At 53.9% G+C, this 23,392-nt stretch carries 18 protein-coding genes and 1 pseudogene; 10 read left to right on the forward strand and 9 right to left on the reverse strand.

Going from position 1 to position 23,392, the window contains the following annotated elements; genetic code table 11:
* Positions 1–6 precede the first annotated feature (6 nt).
* The 9 genes and pseudogenes from ACT6RZ_RS08345 to ACT6RZ_RS08385 form a co-directional block, all read right to left on the reverse strand.
* A complete protein-coding gene (locus ACT6RZ_RS08345) occupies positions 7–513 on the reverse strand; it encodes a hypothetical protein (RefSeq protein WP_444701663.1) in 507 nt (168 codons plus the stop codon).
* A 9-nt stretch (positions 514–522) separates the two neighbouring features.
* Positions 523–1,206: an alpha/beta hydrolase family protein gene (locus ACT6RZ_RS08350; RefSeq protein WP_444701664.1), complete on the reverse strand. Its 684-nt coding sequence runs from the start codon at positions 1,204–1,206 to the stop codon at positions 523–525.
* A gap of 93 nt (positions 1,207–1,299) precedes the next feature.
* Positions 1,300–1,938: a peroxiredoxin gene (locus ACT6RZ_RS08355; RefSeq protein ID WP_444701665.1), complete on the reverse strand. Its 639-nt coding sequence runs from the start codon at positions 1,936–1,938 to the stop codon at positions 1,300–1,302.
* A 44-nt stretch (positions 1,939–1,982) separates the two neighbouring features.
* Positions 1,983–2,615 (reverse strand): class I SAM-dependent methyltransferase, encoded by a 633-nt coding sequence (locus tag ACT6RZ_RS08360; RefSeq protein WP_444701666.1) that lies wholly within the window; start codon positions 2,613–2,615, stop codon positions 1,983–1,985.
* Positions 2,616–2,685: 70 nt separating this feature from the next.
* Positions 2,686–3,714, reverse strand: a complete 1,029-nt coding sequence (locus tag ACT6RZ_RS08365; protein ID WP_444701667.1) for an ABC transporter substrate-binding protein — start codon at positions 3,712–3,714, stop codon at positions 2,686–2,688.
* 170 nt (positions 3,715–3,884) lie between these two features.
* On the reverse strand, positions 3,885–5,726 hold the full coding sequence (locus ACT6RZ_RS08370; RefSeq protein ID WP_444701668.1) for an ABC transporter ATP-binding protein: 1,842 nt from the start codon (positions 5,724–5,726) through the stop codon (positions 3,885–3,887).
* The gene (locus ACT6RZ_RS08375) at positions 5,719–7,581 is read right to left on the reverse strand and encodes an ABC transporter ATP-binding protein (RefSeq protein ID WP_444701669.1); all 1,863 of its coding nucleotides are present in this window, start codon (positions 7,579–7,581) and stop codon (positions 5,719–5,721) included. The genes ACT6RZ_RS08370 and ACT6RZ_RS08375 overlap by 8 nt, the downstream gene beginning before the upstream one ends.
* An 84-nt stretch (positions 7,582–7,665) precedes the next feature.
* Positions 7,666–10,122 carry a TonB-dependent receptor gene (locus ACT6RZ_RS08380; protein ID WP_444701670.1) on the reverse strand — a complete coding sequence of 819 codons (2,457 nt, stop codon included), beginning with the start codon at positions 10,120–10,122 and terminating at the stop codon, positions 7,666–7,668.
* A 208-nt stretch (positions 10,123–10,330) separates the two neighbouring features.
* Positions 10,331–10,801, reverse strand: a pseudogene (locus tag ACT6RZ_RS08385) (malonic semialdehyde reductase); the annotation flags it as partial.
* A 115-nt stretch (positions 10,802–10,916) separates the two neighbouring features.
* Here ACT6RZ_RS08385 and ACT6RZ_RS08390 point away from each other — a divergent pair.
* From ACT6RZ_RS08390 to ACT6RZ_RS08435, 10 genes are all read left to right on the forward strand, one after another.
* Positions 10,917–11,135: a hypothetical protein gene (locus ACT6RZ_RS08390; RefSeq protein WP_444701671.1), complete on the forward strand. Its 219-nt coding sequence runs from the start codon at positions 10,917–10,919 to the stop codon at positions 11,133–11,135.
* A gap of 104 nt (positions 11,136–11,239) precedes the next feature.
* The gene (locus tag ACT6RZ_RS08395) at positions 11,240–12,319 is read left to right on the forward strand and encodes an ABC transporter substrate-binding protein (RefSeq protein ID WP_444701672.1); all 1,080 of its coding nucleotides are present in this window, start codon (positions 11,240–11,242) and stop codon (positions 12,317–12,319) included.
* 24 nt (positions 12,320–12,343) lie between these two features.
* The gene (locus ACT6RZ_RS08400) at positions 12,344–13,060 is read left to right on the forward strand and encodes a class II aldolase/adducin family protein (RefSeq protein ID WP_444701673.1); all 717 of its coding nucleotides are present in this window, start codon (positions 12,344–12,346) and stop codon (positions 13,058–13,060) included.
* A gap of 80 nt (positions 13,061–13,140) precedes the next feature.
* Positions 13,141–14,496, forward strand: coding sequence for an LLM class flavin-dependent oxidoreductase (locus ACT6RZ_RS08405; RefSeq protein ID WP_444701674.1), 1,356 nt, complete (start codon positions 13,141–13,143; stop codon positions 14,494–14,496).
* A gap of 589 nt (positions 14,497–15,085) precedes the next feature.
* Complete coding sequence (locus ACT6RZ_RS08410; protein ID WP_444701675.1) at positions 15,086–16,411, forward strand: LLM class flavin-dependent oxidoreductase; 1,326 nt, start codon at positions 15,086–15,088, stop codon at positions 16,409–16,411.
* Positions 16,412–16,518: 107 nt separating this feature from the next.
* A complete protein-coding gene (locus tag ACT6RZ_RS08415; protein WP_444701676.1) occupies positions 16,519–17,058 on the forward strand; it encodes a cytochrome b in 540 nt (179 codons plus the stop codon).
* Positions 17,059–17,767: 709 nt separating this feature from the next.
* Positions 17,768–18,829, forward strand: coding sequence for a microcin C ABC transporter permease YejB (locus ACT6RZ_RS08420; protein ID WP_444701677.1), 1,062 nt, complete (start codon positions 17,768–17,770; stop codon positions 18,827–18,829).
* 2 nt (positions 18,830–18,831) lie between these two features.
* Positions 18,832–19,893, forward strand: a complete 1,062-nt coding sequence (locus ACT6RZ_RS08425) for an ABC transporter permease (RefSeq protein ID WP_444701678.1) — start codon at positions 18,832–18,834, stop codon at positions 19,891–19,893.
* Positions 19,893–21,494, forward strand: a complete 1,602-nt coding sequence (locus ACT6RZ_RS08430; protein WP_444701679.1) for an ABC transporter ATP-binding protein — start codon at positions 19,893–19,895, stop codon at positions 21,492–21,494. Before ACT6RZ_RS08425 ends, ACT6RZ_RS08430 begins: the two co-directional genes overlap by 1 nt.
* 9 nt (positions 21,495–21,503) lie before the next feature.
* Positions 21,504–23,390, forward strand: a complete 1,887-nt coding sequence (locus ACT6RZ_RS08435; RefSeq protein ID WP_444701680.1) for an extracellular solute-binding protein — start codon at positions 21,504–21,506, stop codon at positions 23,388–23,390.
* The last annotated feature ends 2 nt before the right edge of the window (positions 23,391–23,392 follow it).

Raw genomic sequence — 23,392 nt, forward strand, 5'->3', positions numbered from 1 at the left:
GGCTGCTCAGTCTGGTACTGGGTCTTTGAATTTTTTCAGAATAATGCTGCCGGCCACTGTCCACACCAGTTCCGGCTCATGGTTGAATTCGCAGTCGTGGTTATTCACTGTTCTGTAGTAATAAGCTTTGACGGTATTGCTGTCCACCTTGGTCAGGTTCAGGTTCCAGGTTTCTACCCATGCACAATCGGCATCTGTGCCTGACACCGTGTGGTACATGACGGCATTGGTCTCATATGAAGCAACCGTGAATGTCACATTTCTGATCCCCCAGAATCTCTGCCAATGATCTGTTTTCCACTCGGAGATGATGCCCTTGGCACCGTTGATATCTATCCTGAGTTTTTTCTTGACCATAGGGGTAGTGCTTGGGCTGAGATTGGCACCGCTGATACGCTCGGGTTCGCCCACCCATGCACCGTCAAACTCTGGCGAACTTAAATCAGGTGTGGCCTGCGCTGCTGCATGAAACAGCGTGAACAGTATGGTCAGAAGATAGGTTGTTATTTTCATCGCTAATCTTTAATTCTTGCTTAAAGTCTTGATAAAGTCAGCCGAGAATTCTGCTGTTAAATGGCTGGTCGCATCGCCAGCCAGGCCATGGTCACCAGTCACTATCGCTGCTCTGGCCGTGCCGCCTGCCTTTGCCAGAAAGCCATATAGCGTTTTGATGTTGCAAGCTGAGTCAGCGTCGCCTGCGATCCACAGTGAGGGTCTGCGTTCGCTGGCAAGGTCAGGGTAGAGCTGGTCGGCGGTGTAGCCTTCTTTGCTGCACACCGGGGTGAGCTGCAAGATGCCTTTTAAAGTCGGGTCGTTGCGCAGTATCTGCCAGGCGATGACAGTGCCGCGTGATTTGCCGCCGACGATAATGGCTTTGGGGTCTACGTGTTTATCGGCTTTCGCGAGTGCGACTACTGTAGAAAAATCTTCAAGCTCTGGACTGCGATCAGTGTCGGACGGTTTGTTGTTCTTGTCTTTGACATAAAAGGCCCATTCAAACCGATAGACGGCGATATTATTTTTTAGCAGTTCGCGTTCGACGACGTCATTGATCTTCTGTTTCATGGTGCCTGTGCCTGGCCCCAGGATCACGGTGGTGAATGGTCCCGGACCTTCAGGGAAGTTGGCTACCACAGTGATAGGCGCGCCACGCGGCGTAGTCACCGTCACTGGGTCAGCTGCCTTTGCGGGCAGGCTGGCTAACATAAGGGCTGTGATCAAACAATGTATGGATAAGCGCATTGAAGTTATTCCGCTAGTAGATAAAAGGTCCGGGGCTCATGCGCCGGACCTTGCGTGTTATTTATTCGGTTGCGGTGTAAGACGCAAATAAGGCTTCACTGCCTTATAACCTTTGGGAAATTTGGTTTTTAGCACCTCGGGGTCGGTGATGGATGGCAGGATGACCACGTCCTGGCCGTCTTCCCAGTCGGCGGGTGTAGCCACACTGTGGTATTCGGTCAGTTGCAATGAGTCGATCACGCGCAACAGTTCATTGAAGTTGCGGCCTGTGCTGGCCGGGTAGGTGAGCGTGAGGCGGATCTTTTTGTTGGGGTCTATCACGAATACCGATCGTACCGTTGCCGTCGCGCTGGCATTCGGGTGTATCAGGTCGTAAAGCTCTGAGACTTTTCTATCCGCATCGGCAATGATGGGGAAGTTGACTTCGGTAGACTGGGTCTCGTTGATATCCTTGATCCAGCCATGGTGCGACTCTACCGGGTCGACGGACAGGGCGATGGCTTTCACATTGCGCTTTTTAAACTCACCCGCCAGCTTGGCAGTCGCGCCCAGCTCGGTGGTGCAAACCGGGGTGTAATCAGCCGGGTGCGAGAAGAATATGGCCCAGCTACCGCCCAGCCACTCGTGAAACGAGAGCGGGCCTATGCTGGAATCCTGTGTGAAATCAGGGGCGATATCACCTAATCTTAAACTCATGTTGAAGCTCCTTTTGAAGGTAGTCGTTATATGGATGACGCCAGCTATGTATGACAGTGGGCCTGATGCAATGCCAGGCCGCCTTTGTTCAACAGCAGCTCGACCTGGCTGAATCCGGCAGCCAGTAAGGCCGAGCGTTGTTCGGCCACCGACATATACAGCTCGGTGTTTTGCATGCCGCCGGCATCGCTATGGTGGTCACAGAGCAAATAGTGACCATCGCCTTGCAGCAGGCTTTTGACCTGCTGGTGCAGCGTAGTGGCGCGTGTCTTGTGGCGCAGCTCATGCACGGCTTGCATGGTGACCACCACATCAAATACACCCAAACCCTGCGACCAGTCGGCGCTGAGGAAGTCTCTTTCCAGAAAGTGGATATGCTCTTTGCCCAGGCTGATGCGCTGCCTTGCCAGCGCATGCATGGCGGCAGAAAAGTCCAGTGCGACGTATTGGCTTTTTGGCAAGGCCTGCAATAAATGCTGGGCCAGAAAACCTGGCCCTGAACCCAGTTCAAGGATGCGCACGGCGCCAGTCGGAAAGTGGTTGAGTATGCTGTCGGCAAAAGCCTGGAAAAATTCCGGCCGCCATGGGCGTTTGACCAGGGCTGATTGTGCCCAGTCTGCGGCAGTGGCAGGGTCTCTTAAATCGATAGGGCTGGGGATCTCAGGCTGCATGTTCATCTATCAGTTAAAAGTAAAAGTGGCAGGTGCCAAGGCGCACCTTGAGCAGCTGCCACATCAGTGCTAAAAATTAAGCAGCTTTTTTCTTCAGGCGTTGTACTTCTGCCAATGCTGAAGGGTCTATCCAGGCCTGTACATCAAAGTCTTCCTTGATGAAACCCCATTCCAGCAGGAAGTTCTTGTAACCTTCCAGTGCGGCAATAGATTCAGGGTTCAGGTCTGTGCCCTGGTGCAGGTGCACGTCGTGGCCATAGGCTTCACGTACCCATTGGTCAGTAGAGCCGGATTCCTTGGCGATGTAAGCCACGGTTTCCGCTTCGTGGTGGGCAGCCCAGTCAGATACTTCTACGATCTGGCTCAAAAAGCGCACCACCAGGTCAGGACGGTCACGCAGCAATGCGGCGTCGACCGTGATCGGGCGTGGCGCGCCATTGTTGGCTCTGACTTTAGGGTCCGGGTGCTGGCGCACATCGTAAACAATGGTCACGCCGTGTTCGTTGGCGCTTTCATAGCCACGTGCACCTTTAACGAAGATCGCATCGACCTCGCCGTTTTTCAGCGCGGCGTATTCAGCGGCATAAGCTGCGCGCTTGCCTGATTGCCAGCCTATGGTAGGCGGTTGTCTTTCAACGGCCACATCGACCAGTTCTACATCTTTAGGGCTCAGGCCGCCGACTTCCAGCGTCACGACGATGCCACGCAAAGCGCTGGCACGTTGGTGGTCTATGCTGATCACGTGTTTAGGCACGGCAATGCGTTTGCCTTTCAGGTCTGCCGGTTTGCTGATGCCAGAGTTTGGCAGGGTGACGATCAGTTGTGCTTCGTCTACCCAGTTCAAACCGATCACTTTAGTATCGGTGCCTCTGGATTTTGCCCAGATAGCCGGTACGTTACCGCCCTGACGGAAAGAGTGCGGCAAACGGTGGTCGTAGTGTGACTCCAGCAATTCCGGGTCTTGCGTTTCTTGCAAGGTGTTGATGGTGATGCCATCTTGTGCAAATTCCTGGCTGATCCAGCCTTCACGAGCGGCCAGTCCCAATGGGGTAGGCACCGGGCAGCGTGTGTACCAAATGCTATCAATCTTGTCTTGTGCAGACATATCATCTCTCCTGATGAGTAAATAAGTTTGGAACACCTGCTATTGCAGGAAGCATGCCAGTGTCATTAGTTGTTTATAATCAAACGCATACGATATTCACGTGTTGCCGGGCTAGCGTATTTTGTTTGCCCAGCAACATCCGTCTCAGGCTAACTGTTGTTCTGCCAGCATCAGGCAGCCACGCTGGCTTCAGAGGCTTCCTGATAGGCTTTATACAATCCTGAATAATGGCCGTGCAGGGCGATCAGTTCGCTATGCGAGCCTTTTTCAACGATCTGGCCGTCGCGTATCACAGCGATGGCATCGGCATCACGTATGGTAGACAGCCGGTGCGCGATGATGATGGCGGTGCGGCCTTCGCTCAGTCGCCGGAAAGCGTTCTGGATCTTTCTTTCCGTGTGCAGGTCGACCGCTGAAGTGGCTTCGTCCAGCACCAGGATGGCCGGGTCAGCCAGGTAGGCGCGGACTATGCACACCAGTTGCCGCTGGCCATGGCTGAGAAAAGCGCCCAGCGGGCCGACTTCGGTGTAATAGCCTTGCGGCAATCTTTCCAGGATCTCATCGGCGCCTAATTCTTTCACCGCTTGAATGAGCGTTTCGTCAGTGGCTTCAGGCGCGGCCAGGCGCAGGTTATGCAGCACACTGCCGCTGAATAGCACGTTGTCCTGCAATACCAGGCCCACCTTACGCCGTAGCACGGTCTGCTGGTAGTCTTTGACATTGACGCCATCGACCAGCACCTCGCCGGCATTCACCTCATAAAAACGCGTCAATAACTGGACTATGGTGCTTTTGCCATGCCCGGTCGGGCCGACGATGGCCAGGACCTGGCCGGCCGGGATCTCCAGGTTAAGCCCCTGTATCACCAGTTTTGCCGCATCCGGGTTGTATTTGAAATGCACATTGTTAAACGCTACATGGCCGCTGACCGGCGGCAACTGCGGTTGCGGCGGGTCTATGATCTCAGGCTCGGTATCCAGCAGTAAAAAGATACGCTGCGCTGAAGAGGCGCCGGTGGAATAACGTTCGAACAAGTCATTCAACTCCTGCAATGGGCCGAGGAACAGTTGCACGTAAAACAGGCTTTGCGCGATCTGGCCTACGGTCAGTTGCTGCTCGACGATGCCCAGGGCGCCGGTGCCGAGCAGGAATGCCATGCCTACCGTGCTTAACACCTGGGTGAACGGCAGGAACCAGCTGGTGCGGATATTGCCTTTGATCAGCGTGGTGTTGAAGTCGTGCAACAGGTTGCGGTAACGCTGCGCGTTATCTGCTTCGGTCACGGTCTGCTTGATGATGCGCACGCCGGATACCGTCTCGACCAGGTGGGCGGTAAACCTGGCCCTGGCTTCAGCGACTTTGGCCCAGTTTTTTTCCGAGATACGTTTGAATAGCCAGGTGGCGGCAAACAATGCCGGCACTATACTGGCCAGCGCCAGCAACAGCTTGGGCGATATCCACCACAGGGCGACTGCGGCGACCACAAAGCGTAGCAGGGCAGATAACAGCTCGGGTGGCCCCTGGATAAGCAAGGGTTCCAGGGCGTCGATATCGCGGTCGGCACGCGAAATGATGCGTCCGGCCTTGGTCTGGTCAAAATAACGCATACTCAGGTGTTGCAAATGTGCAAATACCTGCACGCGCAGACTGTTGAGGATATGCACCGCAGCACTGCCGGACAGGTATTGCGACAAGCCGGAGATACCGAAGCGTACTATCCAGCTCACAGCCATGCCTATGCTCATCCAGGTCAGCAGTGGCGTATTCAGCACTATGCCTTGCGCGGTCTGGATAAAGCCATTGTCTATCACCTCGCGCAAGAACCAGGGCCGGATAAAGATCACACCGACCAGCACTGCTTCAAGCAGGATGACGGTGGTGACCTGCTGCCACACCTGTTTCAGCAGTGGCAGCAGGCGCCAGAACATATTACGGTCCAGGCTTTTTTTAGCCAGCGCCTGTTCCAGCTCTATATCATTGAGTGCGCGTTCTTGTCTTAATTTTTCAGCCATGTTGAACTCCAACTAAATCCCGGTAAGCCCAGCTGGCGCCGGAAGAAGAATCCGCATTGATCAGGGATTCGTGCGTGCCTTCTGCAATGATCTTTCCATCAGCAAGCATGGCGACACGGTCGGCCAGCAGGATGGTGGAAAGCTTGCTGGCGATGATCAACACCGTGATGTTCTTGCCGGTGTGCTCGCGCAAATGACGGATGTTATCCAGCACCGTGCGTTCGGTGATCGCATCCAGCGCACTGGTGGAATCATCCAGCACCAGGATAGAAGGCTGCGACAGGAATGCCCTGGCCAGACTGATGCGCTGGCGCTGCCCGCCAGACAGGGTGATACCGCGGTCACCTATCTTGGTGTGCAGGCCATCACTGAGTTTTTCCAGCACCTCGTCAGCGGCGGCCAGGTGCAGCGCTGCTAACAGTTCTTCGTCAGTCGCATCGGGTTTGGCCAGGCGTAAATTGGCCGCCAGCGTATCCGAGAATAAAAAGCTTTCTTGCGGAACTACATGCACCAGTTTGCGCAACTGGTGCAGGTCCAGCGTCTTCACATCATGCCAGCCTGCCCAGGCCGAGCCGACTTCGACGCTGCCTTGCGCTGCATCGAGCAGGCGGGGTAGCAAGCCTGCCAGCGAGCTTTTGCCGGCGCCGGTGGCACCGACGATGGCAATAGTCTCGCCGGGGCTGACTTCCAGGCTGCAATGCTGCAGGATGGCTTTGTCGCTGTTAGGTGCCAGGGTGGTGATGTCCAGCAAGCGAAAGCCCATCGCCTGTGGTTGTATCTCTGTGTTGCCGGAAAGGATCTTGGGTTGTTCGTCCAGCAGTTCCCATATCCTGGCGGCCGAGGCGCGGGCATCGGCAAACACCTGCATGACCCGGCCTATGCCTTCTACCCTGAATACCAATGCGTTGGCGATCAGCAATGCAGCCACCAGCTGGCCGACATTGAGCACGCCTTTGCTGACCAGATAAGCACCCAGGGCCAATATCCACACCTGGCTGAAGCCGATCACGATCTGCGGTAAAGGGATGCGTTTTGCCGCATAAGCCAATGCCGCTCTGGCATGGGTGACAAAGGTATCTACCAGACTGGTGAAGTGCACAGTGCGTTGTGTCTCCAGGCCGAATGCCTTGATCACGCGTATGCCGTTCACCCCTTCACTGAGCTCCTGGTTGACCTGGTCATAGGCATCGCCCACTTCACGGTCCAGTAATACCAGGGCATTGGTGTGCCTGATGAACAGCAGCATGCCGGCCACCACCAGCAACAATGTGCCTATGCCTATCAGCGGGTGGTAAATGCTGAGTACGGTGACAGAGATGACTACCCAGATGCTGGCTTCAAACACCTGGCGCCAGAAGTTGATCAGCGCATCGCGCACTTTGTCAGCGTCACGCGTGGTGCGCGTCACGATCTCGCCTATGCCATGCTGCCAGTGGTAGGCCAGGTCCAGTCTCTGCACCTGGTAGAGGATGCGCTCGCGCAGTATGTACAGCAGCTCCTGGCCTATGATCAGCGACATCACGCCGCCTATGTATTGCAATACCGCCCGGCCTATGGCGACCGCGATCAGCAGTGTCAGCCAGTAGCGGGCGTTAGAAAAATCGAGTATGCCCTGGGCATTACGGGTAATGAACTCACCGATATGTATGGATTGGATCACCTGGCCGACCAGCCATAATTGCCAGGCCATGCCGGCGTTCACCAGTATGAACAGCAGGGCGGTGATGCTGAATTGCCATGGCATGTACGCGTACAGTGTCAGGCAGCGTATGAGTGGGTGTGTGCGCTGGAAATCAGCAAAGCGTGACGCGGTTTGCGTCTGCCCCTGGATTTCGGTCTCTATGTAGGACTTCAACAGGCGCTCCTTTAAGTAGGGTCAATATCAAAAAACGCCAGAACACACAGGGTGCTCTGGCGCTATCACTAGGGTGTAAAACGATCAGAATACAGCGGTGAATGAAGCTCCAACCACTCTTACGCCACCCTGGATGATGTTGTCACCAAAGATACCCTGGCCAGCGTTATAGGATGGGGTCGAGTGCTGCAGATACTCTTTGTCGAACAGGTTGTTGGCATACGCGGTCAGCGTGTACTTGTTGCCTGGTGTGACATAAGAGATACGTGCATTGACGATGGTGAAACCACCTTGTTCCAAACCTGTACGGTTCACGCCACTGGCATCAAAGCCTTGTGGTGTCACATAGTAGTATTGTTGTGAAACATAACGTGCATCACCACCCAGCACCACTTTGGCACCGTTATCGACGTGGAAAGTGTAGTTGGTCAGGATGTTGGCCGTGACGTTAGGTGAACGCACCAGACGGTTGCCATCAAAGTTACCACCGTTGTTGAGGATCTCGGCATCTTCAAACTTGGTACTTAACAAGCCCAGGCTGCCACTGACGAACCAGTCGTTGGTTGGCAACGCCTGTATCTCCAGTTCCAGACCGTAGGTCTTGGCCTTGTCTACGTTTTGCAGGTAAGAAACGGTTTGACCTGCCAGCGCGTTAAAGCCGACCACGTTGACTTGTGCATCCTGGTAGTCATAGTAAAACGCAGTCGCGTTAAAGGTCAGGCGGCCAGCCAGCCACTCAGACTTGTAACCCACTTCGTAGGAATCCAGTTCCTCTGGTTTCACCGTATTCACCGCAGCCAGGTTAGTCGCAGCCGTGTTGAAACCACCAGACTTGATACCGTGTGCGTATTTGAAGAACACGCGGTCACTCGGGCTTAATTTGTATTCAGGTGTGAAGTCGTAGCTCCAGCGATTCCAGGTAGCTGAATCACTCGTGCTGAATGTGCCTGAGCCTAAAGTACCGGCAGGTGTAAAGCCAGCGCCAGACGGGGTGAATGAGTTCCACCATTGTGCCAGGTTAGAGAAGCTGCCATTCACACCAGTGTTGCCAGTACCTCTACGGTTCAGGTCATAATCTTTTTTCTCGCGGCTCCAGCTCAAACCGGCTGAAGTTGCAAAATCATCAGTCCAGTTGTAGGTGGTGTTACCAAACAAGGAGAAGCTGGTTGTTTCGTGCTTGAGGTTGGTTTCGTTAAAAGTCACCGCTGTGCCAGAATCGGCAGGGCTGGAGTTAGCTACCTGGCCAGCAGGCAACTTGGCGTTCTGGCTATCCAGGTCCAGTGTTTCTTTAAACAGGTGTACACCACCCAGCCAGTTCCATCGGTCTTCACGTGGTGAAGTGATGCGGAACTCTTGCGAAACCTGGCGTGACTGGCTGTCGGTATGGCTGCGGGAAAGTTCCAGTGGGGAGTTATCACCGTCACTCAAACCTTCGTTCTTGAAACCTTCAAAACCGGTGATGGAGGTGAAAGCCAGTTTGCCCACGTTCCATTTCAGGTTCAGGTTGGCACCTGTTTGTGACGCATCACTCCAGTTATCGGCGTTGGTGCTGACATCGTTGTAACCAGTGCTAGGTCTGTAGTTGGCGCGTAATACGCCATCCCCACGGTAGCTGTTGGTGTTGGTGATGGCACCATCGGTCTTGTATTTACGGTAGTGGACATTCAGCAATGCTTCAAAGTCATCGGAGATCTTGCCCAGCAACTGGCCGCGCAATGCGCCATCTTGCAGGCCGCCATCTTTGGTGCCTTTGAACTGGTTGCGGAAACGGCCATCGGTATCTTCGTTATAGAAAGAGATACGTGCACCCAGACGGTCTTCGATCAGTGGAATGTTGACGCCGCCCTGCAAGATCTTGTCGTTGAAAGTGGCATATTCAGCTTTGACATAATCATCGCTTTTGCCTTCTTTCAATGAAGGTTTTTGCGAGATGATATTCACTGCACCACCAGTGGTGTTCTTGCCGTATTTGGTGCCTTGCGGGCCACGCAGCACTTCTACGCGCTCCAGGTCAAATAACGGGAAACCAGTCGCGTTGGCGTTACTGATATACACATCATCCAGATAGAAACCGATAGGGCTGGCCAGATCCTGCTGTTGCTGACCGGCGCCGATACCACGTATCCACCAGCGTGGCCTGCCGTGCTGTTGACCGACCGCAGTCGCGTTCGGCACGTAGTTAAAGATCTCTTGTGATGAGCGGCCTACACCTTGTTGCAGCAAGTCTTTGCCTTTGAGCACCGTGATAGGTGTCGCGATCTTTTGCGCGTTTTCTTTACGTCTGTTGGCCGTAACCGTCACGCTACCCAGTGAAGACTCTTGTGCCTGGGTCTCTTCGGCAGCTTTCTTGGTCTCATCGCTGGCCGCAGTTTCTGACACTTGCGCTTCCTGGCCTTCAGCCACTTTTTCTTCTTCGGCAGCCCAGGCCGGGTTCAGTGCCAGTGATCCGGCAAAGGCACTCAGCACGGCAACTTTAACCGTTCTTAGTTTCCATAAATTTCTCGGCTGTTCTGCGCCGATAGTCTGACTCGTTCTTTTCATAATGTTCCCTTGAGTTTGAGATGAAGCACTTATAAAAGTGTTGCAAGCTCAAGGGCACGAATCATGCCAATCGAAAAATATATCTTTAACTGTATGATTTATATATATATTTTAAATTTAAGGCTGAATTTTAAAATCTGCTGAATTGTTTTGTCAGCAACATTACCGGGGATAACTGTTTTGCCGGAATGTTGCTGAATAAACACTTTTAAGAAATGTTCACTGCTTTTTCAAAGGGCAATCTGGGTCCGCGTTTGTGGGTGGTCTGCTGTGCCAGATAGCCGATATTCAGCAGTAAAAAAGCCTTGTATTGGCCATCTGCAAAAAAGGTCGCATCGATCTGTTCAGGGTTAAAACCTGACATAGGCCCTACCGATAATCCCAGTGCGCGTGCCGCAATGATCAGATAGCCTGCCTGTAATGCCGCGTTCAGTTTGGCGGTAGGCTCTATCCAGGCCGGTGACTGCTCAAAAAAGCTGCGTGCATCATAGGCAGGAAACTGCTCGGGCAGCTGATGATGAAACTGCGTATCGTAAGCGACGATCACGTTGACAGGTGCGGCCAGTGTCTTCTCGCGGTTAGCGGAAGACACATGCGCAACCAGTTTCTCTTTGTGCGCCTGACTGCGAATAAACAGGTATCGGGCCGGTTGTGCGTTAAAGCCGGTAGGGCCCAGCGTGGTTAATTCATATCACTGGTGGATGACTTCATCTGAAACCGCGGCGTCACTAAAGTAATGTTCTGTGTGTGCTTCGGTGAGCAGATGGGCCAGGGCTTTTTCTGTGACTGCTGGCATGCGGTGGCTTTATTTTTATTCAGCTATGGATATGGAAAGCCTGGTGCGGGCAAATCGCATACCAGTCTGGTTGCCGGTTTTCTTGTTGCAGCAGCAACAAAAGAAGCGCTTGCTGTTGCCACGCCAGCAGCAAAATGTTGAAGCCGACACTGGCTATTTCTCACTCAACAGCTGGTCATGGGCTGGCAATCTCATTAAATATCAAGCACATACCTGAATCATCCACCAGGCGGCAAATGCCTGGATAAGAGTTGGCATGCCGTTTGCAAATGCAGTGATGTTTATGCAGTTCTTATTCAGACAAGATCAAAGGGGTAGGGTATGAGTTCACATTCTTCAGTCTCGAATCAGGTAGTCAATCTGTGGTACACCCGCTGCGGCGCGGCGACTGCTTCCGCATTGGCTATCCGTCAGCAATGGTTGCAGCAGGAGTTTGCAGGCAATGGCACGCAGTTGCATTCATTGCGTGATTCCGAAAGCCTGGAAGTCAGGAACTCGCATTTCCACCACAAGCAGTCCGGCATGTTCAGAGAAGGCGGCAATATCCCGCCTATCTGGGCCAAAGGCCTGGGCCACGATACCGTGGTGGTCGGCATCACCTGGCTGGATGAATACCAGGGCATCATCGTGCGCGAAGACAGTGATATCCACTCCGTCAACGACCTGAAAGGCAAGCGCGTGGGTATCCCTGAGCATGCGGATGCAGTGATCGATTTTCAGCGCGGCGCCGCCCAGCATGGTTTTGCCACTGCCTTTGAATTGCATGGCCTGGTGCCAGCCGATGCCAAATGGGTAGATATCGCTGCCCCCAGTTATGACCTGACTGACGGACCAAGACGCGAGCGTTCAGAGTACAGGCATGTAGAGCTGGAAGCACTGAACGAAGGCCGCGTCGATGCGATCTTTGTCCGTTTTGCCCGCGGCGTGCGCCTGGCGAACACGCCTGGCTACCGCCAGCTGATCAATATTAACGAACACCATGACCCGTTTGTACGCGTCAACAACGGCACGCCACGCCCGGTCACGGTAGACCGTGCTTTCCTGCACAAACACCCGGATGTGGTCGATCGCTACCTGGCAGTATTGTTGCGTACTGCTGCCTGGGCTGCCACCCATCCACAAGAGGTCGTGCAATTGCTGGCACCAGAAAACCAGAGTAGCAGTGAAGCCGAAGTCATTGCATCGCATGGTGCCAATGTGCATCTGTCATTCACGCCTGCGCTGAGCAATCAGTATGTCAAAGGGCTGGAGATCCAGAAGAACTTCCTGCGTGACTGGGGCTATGTGAAACAGGATTTCGATATCCAGGACTGGATAGATCCGGCACCGCTGGCCAGGGCAGAAAAACTGGTCAGACAACAACCCGAATTTACCGTTTTTGCGGCAGCGCAAGCTGCCTAACCACCTTAAAACAGGAGACTTATCATGAGCGATACTTTTACCGAAGCAGAATTAGTGAAATATGTAGAGCAAGCCAAGGCTGATGCTTTGCATTCATTCAACTTTTTGAAAGAAACCGGCACCCTGTCCGCCACCTGGACTTATCACATCACGCATAAGATCCCAGGCCAGGACAAACTGCTGAACATCCGTTTCCCATGGCCATGGGAGAGATCACGTGACCCGGTAGTCAGCATAGATACTTTCTCAGAAAAGAAAGACCATATCCTGCAAGAGTCACGCATTGATGCGGACACCGTGATCCATGCCCATACGCCTTACCTGGCAGCATGGTCACTGGCACAGATCAATTTTCCTATCCTGTATGTGGCGGCACAGCGTCACCTGCTGGCCCGCGAGATCCCTAACCACCTGGACCGCACCCGCAGCATCCTGTCCATCATTTCAGAGCGCCTGGATAACCATCCTGAGCTGGCACCACCGCCAGCACTGCTGGAATCCAACGGCGGCGCCAATATCTGGGGTAAAGGCATTATCGGCACTTCGCAACTGGTATTGCTGATAGAAGAGGCCGCACGCTTCCAGTCACTGGCTGAACAAGTCGGCGGCGCCAAGGATTACACCCCGGGCGCACTGGAAGTGCAGTGGAAACGCACTGGCCTGGTCGAAAAAGCCAAGCAATACACAGGCCGCTTTATTGCCGACCTGTTAAAAACGGAAGACAAACAAAAGGCTGCCTAACACCATACTTCTGGTGCAGCTTTTACATTATGTCGGGGCAAGTTTTTCTTGCACCCGACTTTTTATTGAAAGTGTTGATAATGAGTCAGAGCAAAAAAAGACAATTAGCCCTTAATGTATTTTTGTTACGTTACGGGCATCACCCGGCGGGCTGGTTACACCCGACCTGGACAGAGAACGGACGCCCGGATCTGCAATGGTGGATACGCGCGGCCAAGATCGCCGAAGCAGCCAAGTTTGATACTTTTTTTGTGGCTGACTTTATCGGCCGTTCAGGCGTGATCGATAAACAATCGGTCAAAAATCCGAACAACTTTCATTTTGAACCGTTCACATTGCTGTCAGCCATTGCCGCACAAACCAAGGACATAGGCCTGGTGGCAACCGTAAACACCAATTTTTCCGATCCTTACAATGTCGCACGCCAGTTCACCTCGCTAGACCATCTGAGCGGCGGCCGTGCCGGCTGGAACGTGGTGTCATCACTCAACCCGGTGACAGCCAAGAACTTTGGCATTGAAGCGCCTATCACGCATGAAGAGCGCTATGAGCGTGCCAGTGAATTCATACAGCTGACCAAGGCACTGTGGGATAGCTGGGATGATGACGCCTTTGATCACCCTGACCGCCATAGCGGCCAGTTTTACGACCCGGCCTCCGGCCATCCTGTCGATTTCAAGGGTGAGTACTTCAAATCAGAAGGCCTGCTCGACTTCCCCAGACCTATCCAGGGCTATCCAGTGTTCGTGCAGGCCGGAAACTCCGAGACCGGGCGTGAATTCGCCGCGCGCGAAGCGGAAATGACCTATAGCTCGGCCACCTCACTAGACGTCGCCAAAGCCTATTATGCCGACGTGAAATCGCGCATGGCGAAATATGGTCGTGATGAAGACCAGCTCAAGATCACCCCTGGCCTCAATGTGGTGGTCGCCGAGACCGATCAGGAAGCCCAGGACAAATATGGTGAACTGCAGGCGCTGGTCGATTTCTCCGAACTGGAATTCGGCGGCAAGGACCTGAGCAAATACCCGCTGGACGGCCCATTACCAGACCTGGATTATGACCCCGGCGAAAATGGCCGTGGCCGTTTCCAGCAACAACTCGAACTGGCCAGGCGCGAAAACCTGACCATACGTCAGTTAGTGCTTAAATTCCGCGTCGCCCGTGGTCATTTACAAGCGATAGGTTCCGCTAAATCAGTGGCCGACACCATAGAACAATGGTTTGTTGAAAAAGGCGCCGACGGCTTTAACGTGGTGCCACCATACTCGATCAAAGGCCTGGAAGACTTTACCCGCCTGGTCGTGCCCGAACTGCAACGCCGCGGCATATTCCGCAAAGAATACGAAGGCAAGACCTACAGAGAGAATCTGGGTTTAAACCGGCCGCAAAACCCGAATACGGTAAGCAAAACCAAGTTGAAAGTTGCGTCTTAGTGCGTCAACTGGTCTTGCAGCTGACGCCTGGTATTTCTCCGCGATTCGTGTGTTAGTGATGTAGGTTAAAAGACAATCATCAAGGAGGAGGTCTGTTAACCAGCAGCATTTGAATTTGCTTGTGCCTGTATGACGGGTCAGTTGGATGTATTTTCACACATGCCAAAGCGTAGTGGTGTTGACTTCGGGCCCCTATCTGACGCGCCGAGTAGCGGAGTCAAAATAAGGAAAAAGGGAGCGACTGTCTGAGCTCCGCGGTGGCCTGCGTTCTGTGCAGGCCGCTAGGGCGAGTTTCGCGACCGCTTATTTTGACGAGCAACGCAGGAAACAAGCGGAAGCTAGGGTGCATTTCTTTTGGTTACATTTTCTTTGTGCAAGCAAAGAAAAGTAACTCGCCTACAGGCGAAAAGCAGCGTCGCAATACTGAACAAACAGTCATGAAGCTAAATTGCTAAAGTTGACAGATAGCTTTCCACGACGAAGCCGACCAGGCAACGTCGTCACACTAGTGTTATTTAATAGAACGGATTTATCAGAATAACAAGCTGCCCCAGGCAGCAGTTTCATTTCAATCAGATCAGGAACAACCATGGCCAGTACTCCGCGCCAACTTATCTTAAATGTCTTTTTTCAACGGTTTGGACACCACCCCGCCGGATGGCGTCACCCCAGCTCCAGGGATGATGGCAGACCAAACCTTGCCTGGTGGCTGCGCGCCGCCAAGCTGGCCGAAGACGCTAAATTTCATACCTTTTTCCTGGCCGATTTTATCGGGCGCTCGGCGGCAGTGGATAAACAGACCGGCCGCAGTGGCCTCAGTTACCAGTTTGAGCCTTTGACCCTGCTTTCGGCGATTGCCACGCATACGCGACACATAGGCCTGGTCGGCACTGTCAATATCAACTTTTCTGACCCTTATAACATCGCGCGTGAATTCACTTCACTGGACCATATCAGCGGCGGCCGCGCAGGCTGGAATATCGTTTCTTCGTTTAATGAAGCGACTGCCGCTAACTTCGGCATAGCAGCCGCGCGCGGGCATGATGAGCGTTACGCCAGGGCAGCAGAGTTTCTCGACCTGACCAAAGCGTTGTGGGATAGCTGGGATGATGATGCGTTTGATACGCCTGACCAGCAGACTGGCACTTATTTTCAGCCGGAAAGTGCACACCCGGTGAACAAACAGGGCGTTTATTATAAGTCTGAAGGCCTGCTGGATTTCCCGCGGCCTATCCAGGGCTACCCGGTATTCGTGCAGGCAGGCAACTCGGATACTGGCCGCGAATTTGCCGCCCAGCACGCAGAAATGACCTATTGCTCAGCCACCTCACTCAAGGTGGCGCAGGAATACTATGCCGACGTTAAAGGCCGTATGGCGAAATATGGCCGCGACCCCGATCAATTGAAGATCTCGCCCGGGCTGTCTGTGGTGGTCGGTGAGTCTGACCAGGAGGCGCAGGACAAATTCGGCGAACTGCAGTCGGCTGTCGATTTCAGCCATATCGAATTCGGTGGTTATGATTTAAGCCAGTATCCACTGGATGAACCACTGCCAGATCTGCCGTACCAGCCGTCCGAGAACGGTAAAGGCCGCTTTTTGCAGCAACTGGAACTGGCGCGCCGGGAGAACCTGACCATACGACAGTTAGTCCTTAAATTCCGCGTGGCGCGCGGGCATCTGCAAGCCATAGGTTCAGTAAAAACCGTGGCTGACCTGATAGAACAATGGTTTGTCGAAAAGGGCGCTGACGGTTTCAACGTCGTGCCGCCATTGCTGCCGCAAGGGTTTGAAGACTTTACCCGCCTGGTCGTGCCCGAATTGCAACGCCGGGGTATCTTCCGCAAGGAGTACCAGCAGGGCACCTATAGGGATAATCTGGGGTTGAAACGCCCAGCCAATCCAAATAGCCGGTGATGACATTAACACAATACTTCTGAACAGGCACTGACTGCCGCCGGGGCGGTTCAGGTGTTCACATCCATGTCTGAAATACAAAAAATAATTCTATAAAGGATAAACCCATGTCGACTGCAAGCCCGCAACGTTATAACAACACCGCCATCCTGTTGCATTGGGGGTTGGCGATCTTAATTATCGGCTTACTGATCATGGGCTACTTTATGCCTGATCTGCCCAAGACGCCATTGCGTAAACTGATCTACAACACGCACAAGTCGTTTGGCCTGATCGTGTTCGCACTGGTACTGTTCCGCATCTACTGGCGGCTCAGCTCTGCTGTGCCCGAACATGTACCCGGCTCGCCATTGCAAGTACGGTTGGCGCATTATGCGCATATTTTTATCTACGCCCTGATACTGGTCGTGCCTGGGGTAGGCTTGCTGGCCAGCTCATTTAATCATGGCTTTAACCTGTTTGTTTTTCATTGGGATCCATTGTTTGCGGTGGATAAAGAGCTGGCGCATGCCATTATGGGTTGGCATGGGGTGACGGCTTATGTGCTGGCGGGGTTGTTGGGTCTGCATGTTGCTGCCTTTGCCTGGCACCAGTTTGTGCAAAAAGATGGGTTGATACGCAGAATATGGTTTGGGGTAGCGCAATAAAGGGTCACGGAATACGTGGTTGTGTGTTGCTCAAATGCACAGCTGCTGATTGTGGTGTTGCTTTTCGCCTCTAGGCGAGTCCCTTTCCTTTGCTTGTCCAAAGGAAAGGAACCAAAGGAAAAGACACCCCAGCCGCCGCTTGTTTGCTGCGTTGCTCAACTTAGGACTTTCGTCCGTTGCTTTGCCGGACTTAGGCATAAGCGGTCACGAAACTCGCCCTAGCGGCCTGCACACAACGCAGGCCACCGCGGAGCTCAAACAGTCGCTCCCTTCCTCCTTATTTTGACTGCGCTACTCGGCGCGACAGATGGGGACCCCAAAGTCAACACCACCTCGCTGTAGCATTAGTGAAATATAACGGCATCATATGCTCGTCATACTGGCGCAGGCCAGTATCCAGACCAGATAAATAGTAGCTTCATCGCGATAATCGCATCCGGCCCGGTCACGGCTGAATGTTTGTTCAAATGTCCTTCCTGCAACAGCAGTCAGTGGTCGCTGTTGTTCCCGCATCAGACCTCCCACTTTTTTTGTTTAAGTAAATCATGTGGTGATTTTATTAAGTCATTGATATTAATGACTTAATTAATATATTTCTTAAAAAAACCGCGCATTTAAACAGTTGGTACGGAATCTGCAGTATTACGCCAGGCGGTCGACCCTAGTGTAGCGGCATGCCGGCATCCAACAACCTGAAAAATACAACAATATGTGGCATTACTTATTAAAGCGACTGCTGATCATGATCCCTACTTTGGTCGGGGTGATGACCTTAACTTTCCTGGTGACGCAGTTTGTGCCCGGTGGCCCGGTAGACAGTGCCATTGCGCAGCTGGATTCGCAGGATAGCCGCTCAGGCACGGATGGTTCTTCCGGCTCGGGCGGCTGGAGCTACAGCGGCAGGCAGGGTATAGACACGCAACAGGTGGAACAGCTCACTGAGTTGTACGGTTTTGACAAGCCGGTACTGGAACGTTACTGGCAGATGATCACCCGGTATGCGCAGTTCGATCTGGGCGACAGCTATTTCCGTAACCAGAGCGTGCTGGAGCTAATCAAGGACAAACTGGGTGTTTCTATCGCGCTAGGTTTCTGGACTTTTACCCTGACTTACCTGATCGCCGTGCCGCTGGGTGTGGCCAAGGCAGTGCGGGCAGGAACCAGTTTCGATTTTTTCACCAGCCTGGTGGTGTTGATAGGCTATGCCATTCCCGGTTTTGTGCTGGGGGTGCTGCTGATCGTGCTGTTTGGCGGTGGCTCGTTCTGGGATGTGTTCCCGCTACGTGGCCTGACTTCGGATAACTGGGCCGAGTTGAGCACCCTGGGCAAGATCACCGATTATTTATGGCATATCACCTTGCCAGTGACTGCTTCGGTGGTGAGTACTTTCGCCTTTAAGACCCTGCTCACCAAGAATACTTTTCTCGAAGAGATCCGCCGCCAATATGTGCTCACCGCGCGTGCCAAAGGTTTATCCGAACGGCAAGTGCTGTGGAAGCATGTGTTCAGGAATGCCTTGCTGCCGTTGATCACCGGCTTTCCCGCCACATTCATCACCGCGTTCTTTACCGGCAGCCTGCTGATAGAGACCCTGTTCTCGCTTGATGGCCTGGGCCTGCTTTCCTACGAATCTATCAACAGCCGTGATTACCCGGTGGTGCTGGGCACGCTGTACCTGTTTACCCTGATCGGTTTGCTGATCAAGTTGCTGGGCGATTTTGCCTATGTGCTGGTAGACCCCCGAATCAAGTTTGATGCCCAGGAGTCATAAAAGTGAGTCAAGTCATTCCCCATCTTTCTCCTGCCCGCCGTAACTGGCAGCGCTTTAAGCGCAACCGCCTGGGTTACTGGAGCCTGGTCGTGTTTGTAGTGCTGTACCTGGTCAGCCTGGCGGGGGAGGTGATCTCCAACGACAAACCGTTGCTAGTGCGTTACGAGCAGCAATGGTATTTCCCTTTGCTCAGCGATTACCCGGAGTCGGTGTTTGGCGGCAATCTGCCTATCAAGGCCGATTACCATGACCCGTTCATCAAGGCGCAGCTGGCTAAATCCGGCAATTTTGCCTTGTATCCACCTAACCCTTATTACTACGATACCCTGAATTATTTCTCCAAGGCCGAGCATTATCCAGGCCGGCCAGATGACGAGAATGTGCTGGGCACCGATATCGCCGGTTATGACATCCTGGCGCGCCTGATCTATGGCTTCAGGGTATCGGTGACGTTTGCGCTGGGGTTGACCGTGGTAGGCGTGGTGCTGGGGATCTTTTTCGGGGCTATCCAGGGCTATTTTGCCGGTAAGGTCGATCTGATCACCCAGCGGCTGATCGATATTTGGGGTTCCATGCCCGAGCTTTACCTGCTGATCATTTTTGCATCGATTTTTGATCACAGCCTGTTGCTGTTATTCGGCCTGCTGGCGCTGTTTGGCTGGATCACTTTGTCTGACTACGTGCGTGCCGAATTCTTGCGTAACCGCCAGCTGGAATATGTGAAATCAGCCAGGGCGCTCGGCTTGTCCAATTTTCAAATCATCTGGCGGCATATCCTGCCTAACAGCCTGACGCCGGTGATCACCTTTTTACCTTTCCGCATGAGTGCCGCCATCATGGCACTCGCCAGCCTGGATTTTCTGGGCCTGGGCGTGACCGCCCCTGCACCCAGCCTGGGGCAGTTGCTGTTGCAGGGCAAAGAGAACCTCGATGCATGGTGGATAGCCGTGTCAGCGTTTAGCGTGCTGGTGTTGACCTTGCTGCTGCTGACTTTCACCGGGGAGGCGCTACGCAATGCGCTGGATACCAGGATCTCTGATGCCAGACAAGGCGGGGCACTGTAATGACGCAGCCACTATTATCCATAGAAGATTTCTCGGCCAGCTTTGAGGCCAAAACCGTGGTCGATCAGCTCAACCTGAGCATACAGAGCGGTGAACGGCTGGCGCTGGTGGGTGAATCCGGCTCAGGCAAAACGGTGACTGCCTTATCAATTTTGAAATTGGTAGAAGCAGCCAAACTGAGTGGCAAGATCATTTTTCAGGGGCAAGACCTGCTGCAAAAATCCGCACAGGAGATACAGCGGGTGCGTGGTGCCGATATCGCCATGATATTCCAGGAGCCGATGACGGCGCTGAATCCGCTGTTCACCATAGGCGAGCAGATCATAGAGACCCTGGTGGCACATCAGGCATTATCACGCACCGATGCCAGGGCAAAAACGCTGGAACTGCTGACACGCACCGGCATACGCCAGCCGGAAAAGAATATCAATAGCTACCCGCACCAGTTATCTGGCGGCCAGCGCCAGCGCGCCATGATCGCCATGGCCCTGTCGTGCAAACCCAAGCTGCTGATCGCCGATGAACCGACCACGGCGCTGGACCTGACCATACGCGCGCGCATCGTCAAATTGCTGATCGATATCCAGGAAGAAGAAGTGCGTAAAGAAGGCGCGCAGGGCATGGCTATCCTGCTGATCACGCACGACCTCAACCTGGTGCGCAAATTTGCCCACCGTGTAGCGGTGATGGAACGCGGCAAACTGGTAGAGACCGCCGATACGCAGACCCTGTTTGAGCAACCGCAGCACCCTTACACCATCAAACTGATCAACAGCATCCCGGTACGCAATGTGTTGCCGGTGGCCAGCGATGCCAAAACCCTGCTCGAAGCCAAGCAGTTGCGGGTGGAGTATCCGCTGCCAAGAAAAGGCTGGCGCGGATTATTCGAATCGCACGCATTCACAGCGCTGCATGGCGCGGATGTCGTACTGCGTGAAGGTGAGACGGTAGGCATCGTGGGCGAATCAGGCTCGGGCAAATCGACCCTGGCGCAAGCGGCGCTCAACCTGATCAAGGTGAAATCCGGCGCCATAGAGGTAGAGGGCGCGCCGGTCTACAGCCTGAGCAAACGGCTGCAACGCGAGCTGCGGGCCAGGCTGCAGGTGGTGTTCCAGGACCCGTTCGGCTCGCTTTCGCCACGGCAGACCGTGCGCCAGATCGTCGGTGAGGGGCTGGAGCTGCACTTCCCGGAGCTGACTGAAGAACAACGCTATGAGCGCATCGTGCAGATATTGTCTGAAGTCGGTTTGAGCGCCAATGTGCTGGATTCTTACCCGCATGAGTTTTCTGGAGGCCAGCGGCAACGCATCGCCATTGCGCGGGCCTTTGTGCTGTCACCCAAGGTGGTGATCCTGGATGAGCCTACATCGGCGCTGGATGTGTCTATCCAGAAACAGGTGCTGGAACTGCTGGTGTCGCTGCAGAAAAAATTCGGCCTCAGTTATCTGCTGATCAGCCATGACCTGACCGTGATCCAGGCGCTGGCACATCGCGTCTATGTGCTGAAAGACGGCGAGATCATCGAGTCCGGCGATACCGAACAAGTGATACAGCAACCCAACCACCCTTATACCCAAGCCCTGGTACAAGCTTCTCTCTAGTGAACTCACATGACTGATCGTTATAAAAATAAACCCGCCGCCACCCGACCAGCTTACTCATGGTTGCTGTTGATCATTTTGTCTTTTGTGTCCGGCATATTATGGCCGGGGCAGAGTGCGCTGGCGGCACATGCGGTGGCCCAGTTCGGCGAGCCTAAATACCCGGCCGATTTCACCCATTTTGAGTATGTGAACCCGGCCGCGCCCAAAGGCGGCCAGATCAGGTTCGCCATTATCAGCCAGAACAGCGGCTTTGATAAATTCAACCCTTTCAGCCTCAAGGGCAAACCGGCGCCCGGCCTGATAGAGCAGATGTTTGAAACGCTGACGGTATACAGCCTGGATGAGATCAACACCCAGTACGGCTTGCTGGCAGATGATATCAAACTGGCGCCGGACTTCAGCGCGGTGACGTTTCATATCAACCCGTCGGCCAGGTTCTCCAACGGTGACCCGGTCACGGCCAAAGAGGTTAAATACTCATTCGATACGCTGACCAGTAAAGAGGGCAATCCGCGCTTTAAAGCCTATTTCTCCGAGATAAAATCGCTGACGGTGATAGACGCGCAAACCGTGCATTTTGAATTCAAGCGCAAAGGCCGTGACCTGTCATTTGTGGCCGGCAGCCTGCCGGTGTTTTCGCCCAAATGGGGCTTAAAGCCAGATGGCACACGTGTGCCGTTTAACAAGATAGGCCTGGAAGTGCCGGTGACTTCCGGCCCTTATGTGATAGACCGTGCGGTCAGCGGCCAGGCAGTCACTTACCGCAGAAACCCGCACTACTGGGGCGCGCAAGTCCCCTCACGCGTAGGCAGTTACAACTTTGAACGCGTGGTTTACCGCATCTACAAAGATACCGACACCATGGTGGCGGCCTTGCGCGCCGGCGATTTCGATTTTCTCAGTGAAAACAAGATGCGCTACTGGTGCTGCCAGTACATAGGCAAGCGCTTTGACGAAGGCGAGCTGGTCAAGGAGCTGGTGCCGCACCAGAACCCGGTCGCCATGAACGGCTGGATAGTCAACCTGCGCCGCGAAAAGTTTCAGGACCCGCGCGTGCGCCTGGCGCTCAACTACGTCATGGATTTTGAGTTCATGAACCAGAAGATCTTTGATAACGAGTTCACCCGCGTCAACAGCTTTTTTGCCTATAGCCCGCTGGCGGCCAAAGACCTGCCTGGCCCGGAAGAGCTGGCGATCCTCGAACCCTATCGCCAGCAGTTACCGCCTGAAGTGTTCGGCCCCATGTTTGAACAGCCGAATACCAAGCCGCCCGGCAGCATACGCAACAGCCTGACCAAGGCGCTGGAGCTCTTTGCACAAGCCGGCTGGCACAACCGCGATGGCGTATTGCGCAATGCCAAGGGTGAACCTTTTGTCATCGAGGTGACCACCGCCCGCGGCCAGAACCCGTATATGGACCCTATCTACCTGAATATGAGCAAGCTGGGCATCAAAGTGGTCAAGCGCGTTTCAGATGCGGCCACGGCGCGTAGCCAGTTGAAGACTTTTGATTACGACTACACCACCATCGCCCTGCGCGAAGGCCGTATGCCGGGTGCCGAGTTGTGGCGCAGCTTCAATAGCAAGGACGCCGATAAACCTGGTTCGGAGAATTTCATAGGCACCAAGTCGCCGGTGATAGATGCGCTGATACAGAAGTTATTGAATGCCGACAGCCAGCAGGAACTGGAACTGGCAGCACATGCGCTGGACCGGGTACTGGTACACGGCCATTATGTGACGCCCTGGCGCTACCTGACCAAGCATTACCTGATTTACCACCACAGGCTGCAACGCCCGCAGGTGCTGCCCAAATACTACGGCGCACAGGAATGGGCACTGACCTACTGGTGGGACAGCCAGGCTGATAAAAAAAATCTTAAATCTAAATAAGT

Source organism: Methylophilus sp. (assembly GCF_052437885.1).
Classification (GTDB): Bacteria; Pseudomonadota; Gammaproteobacteria; order Burkholderiales; family Methylophilaceae; genus Methylophilus.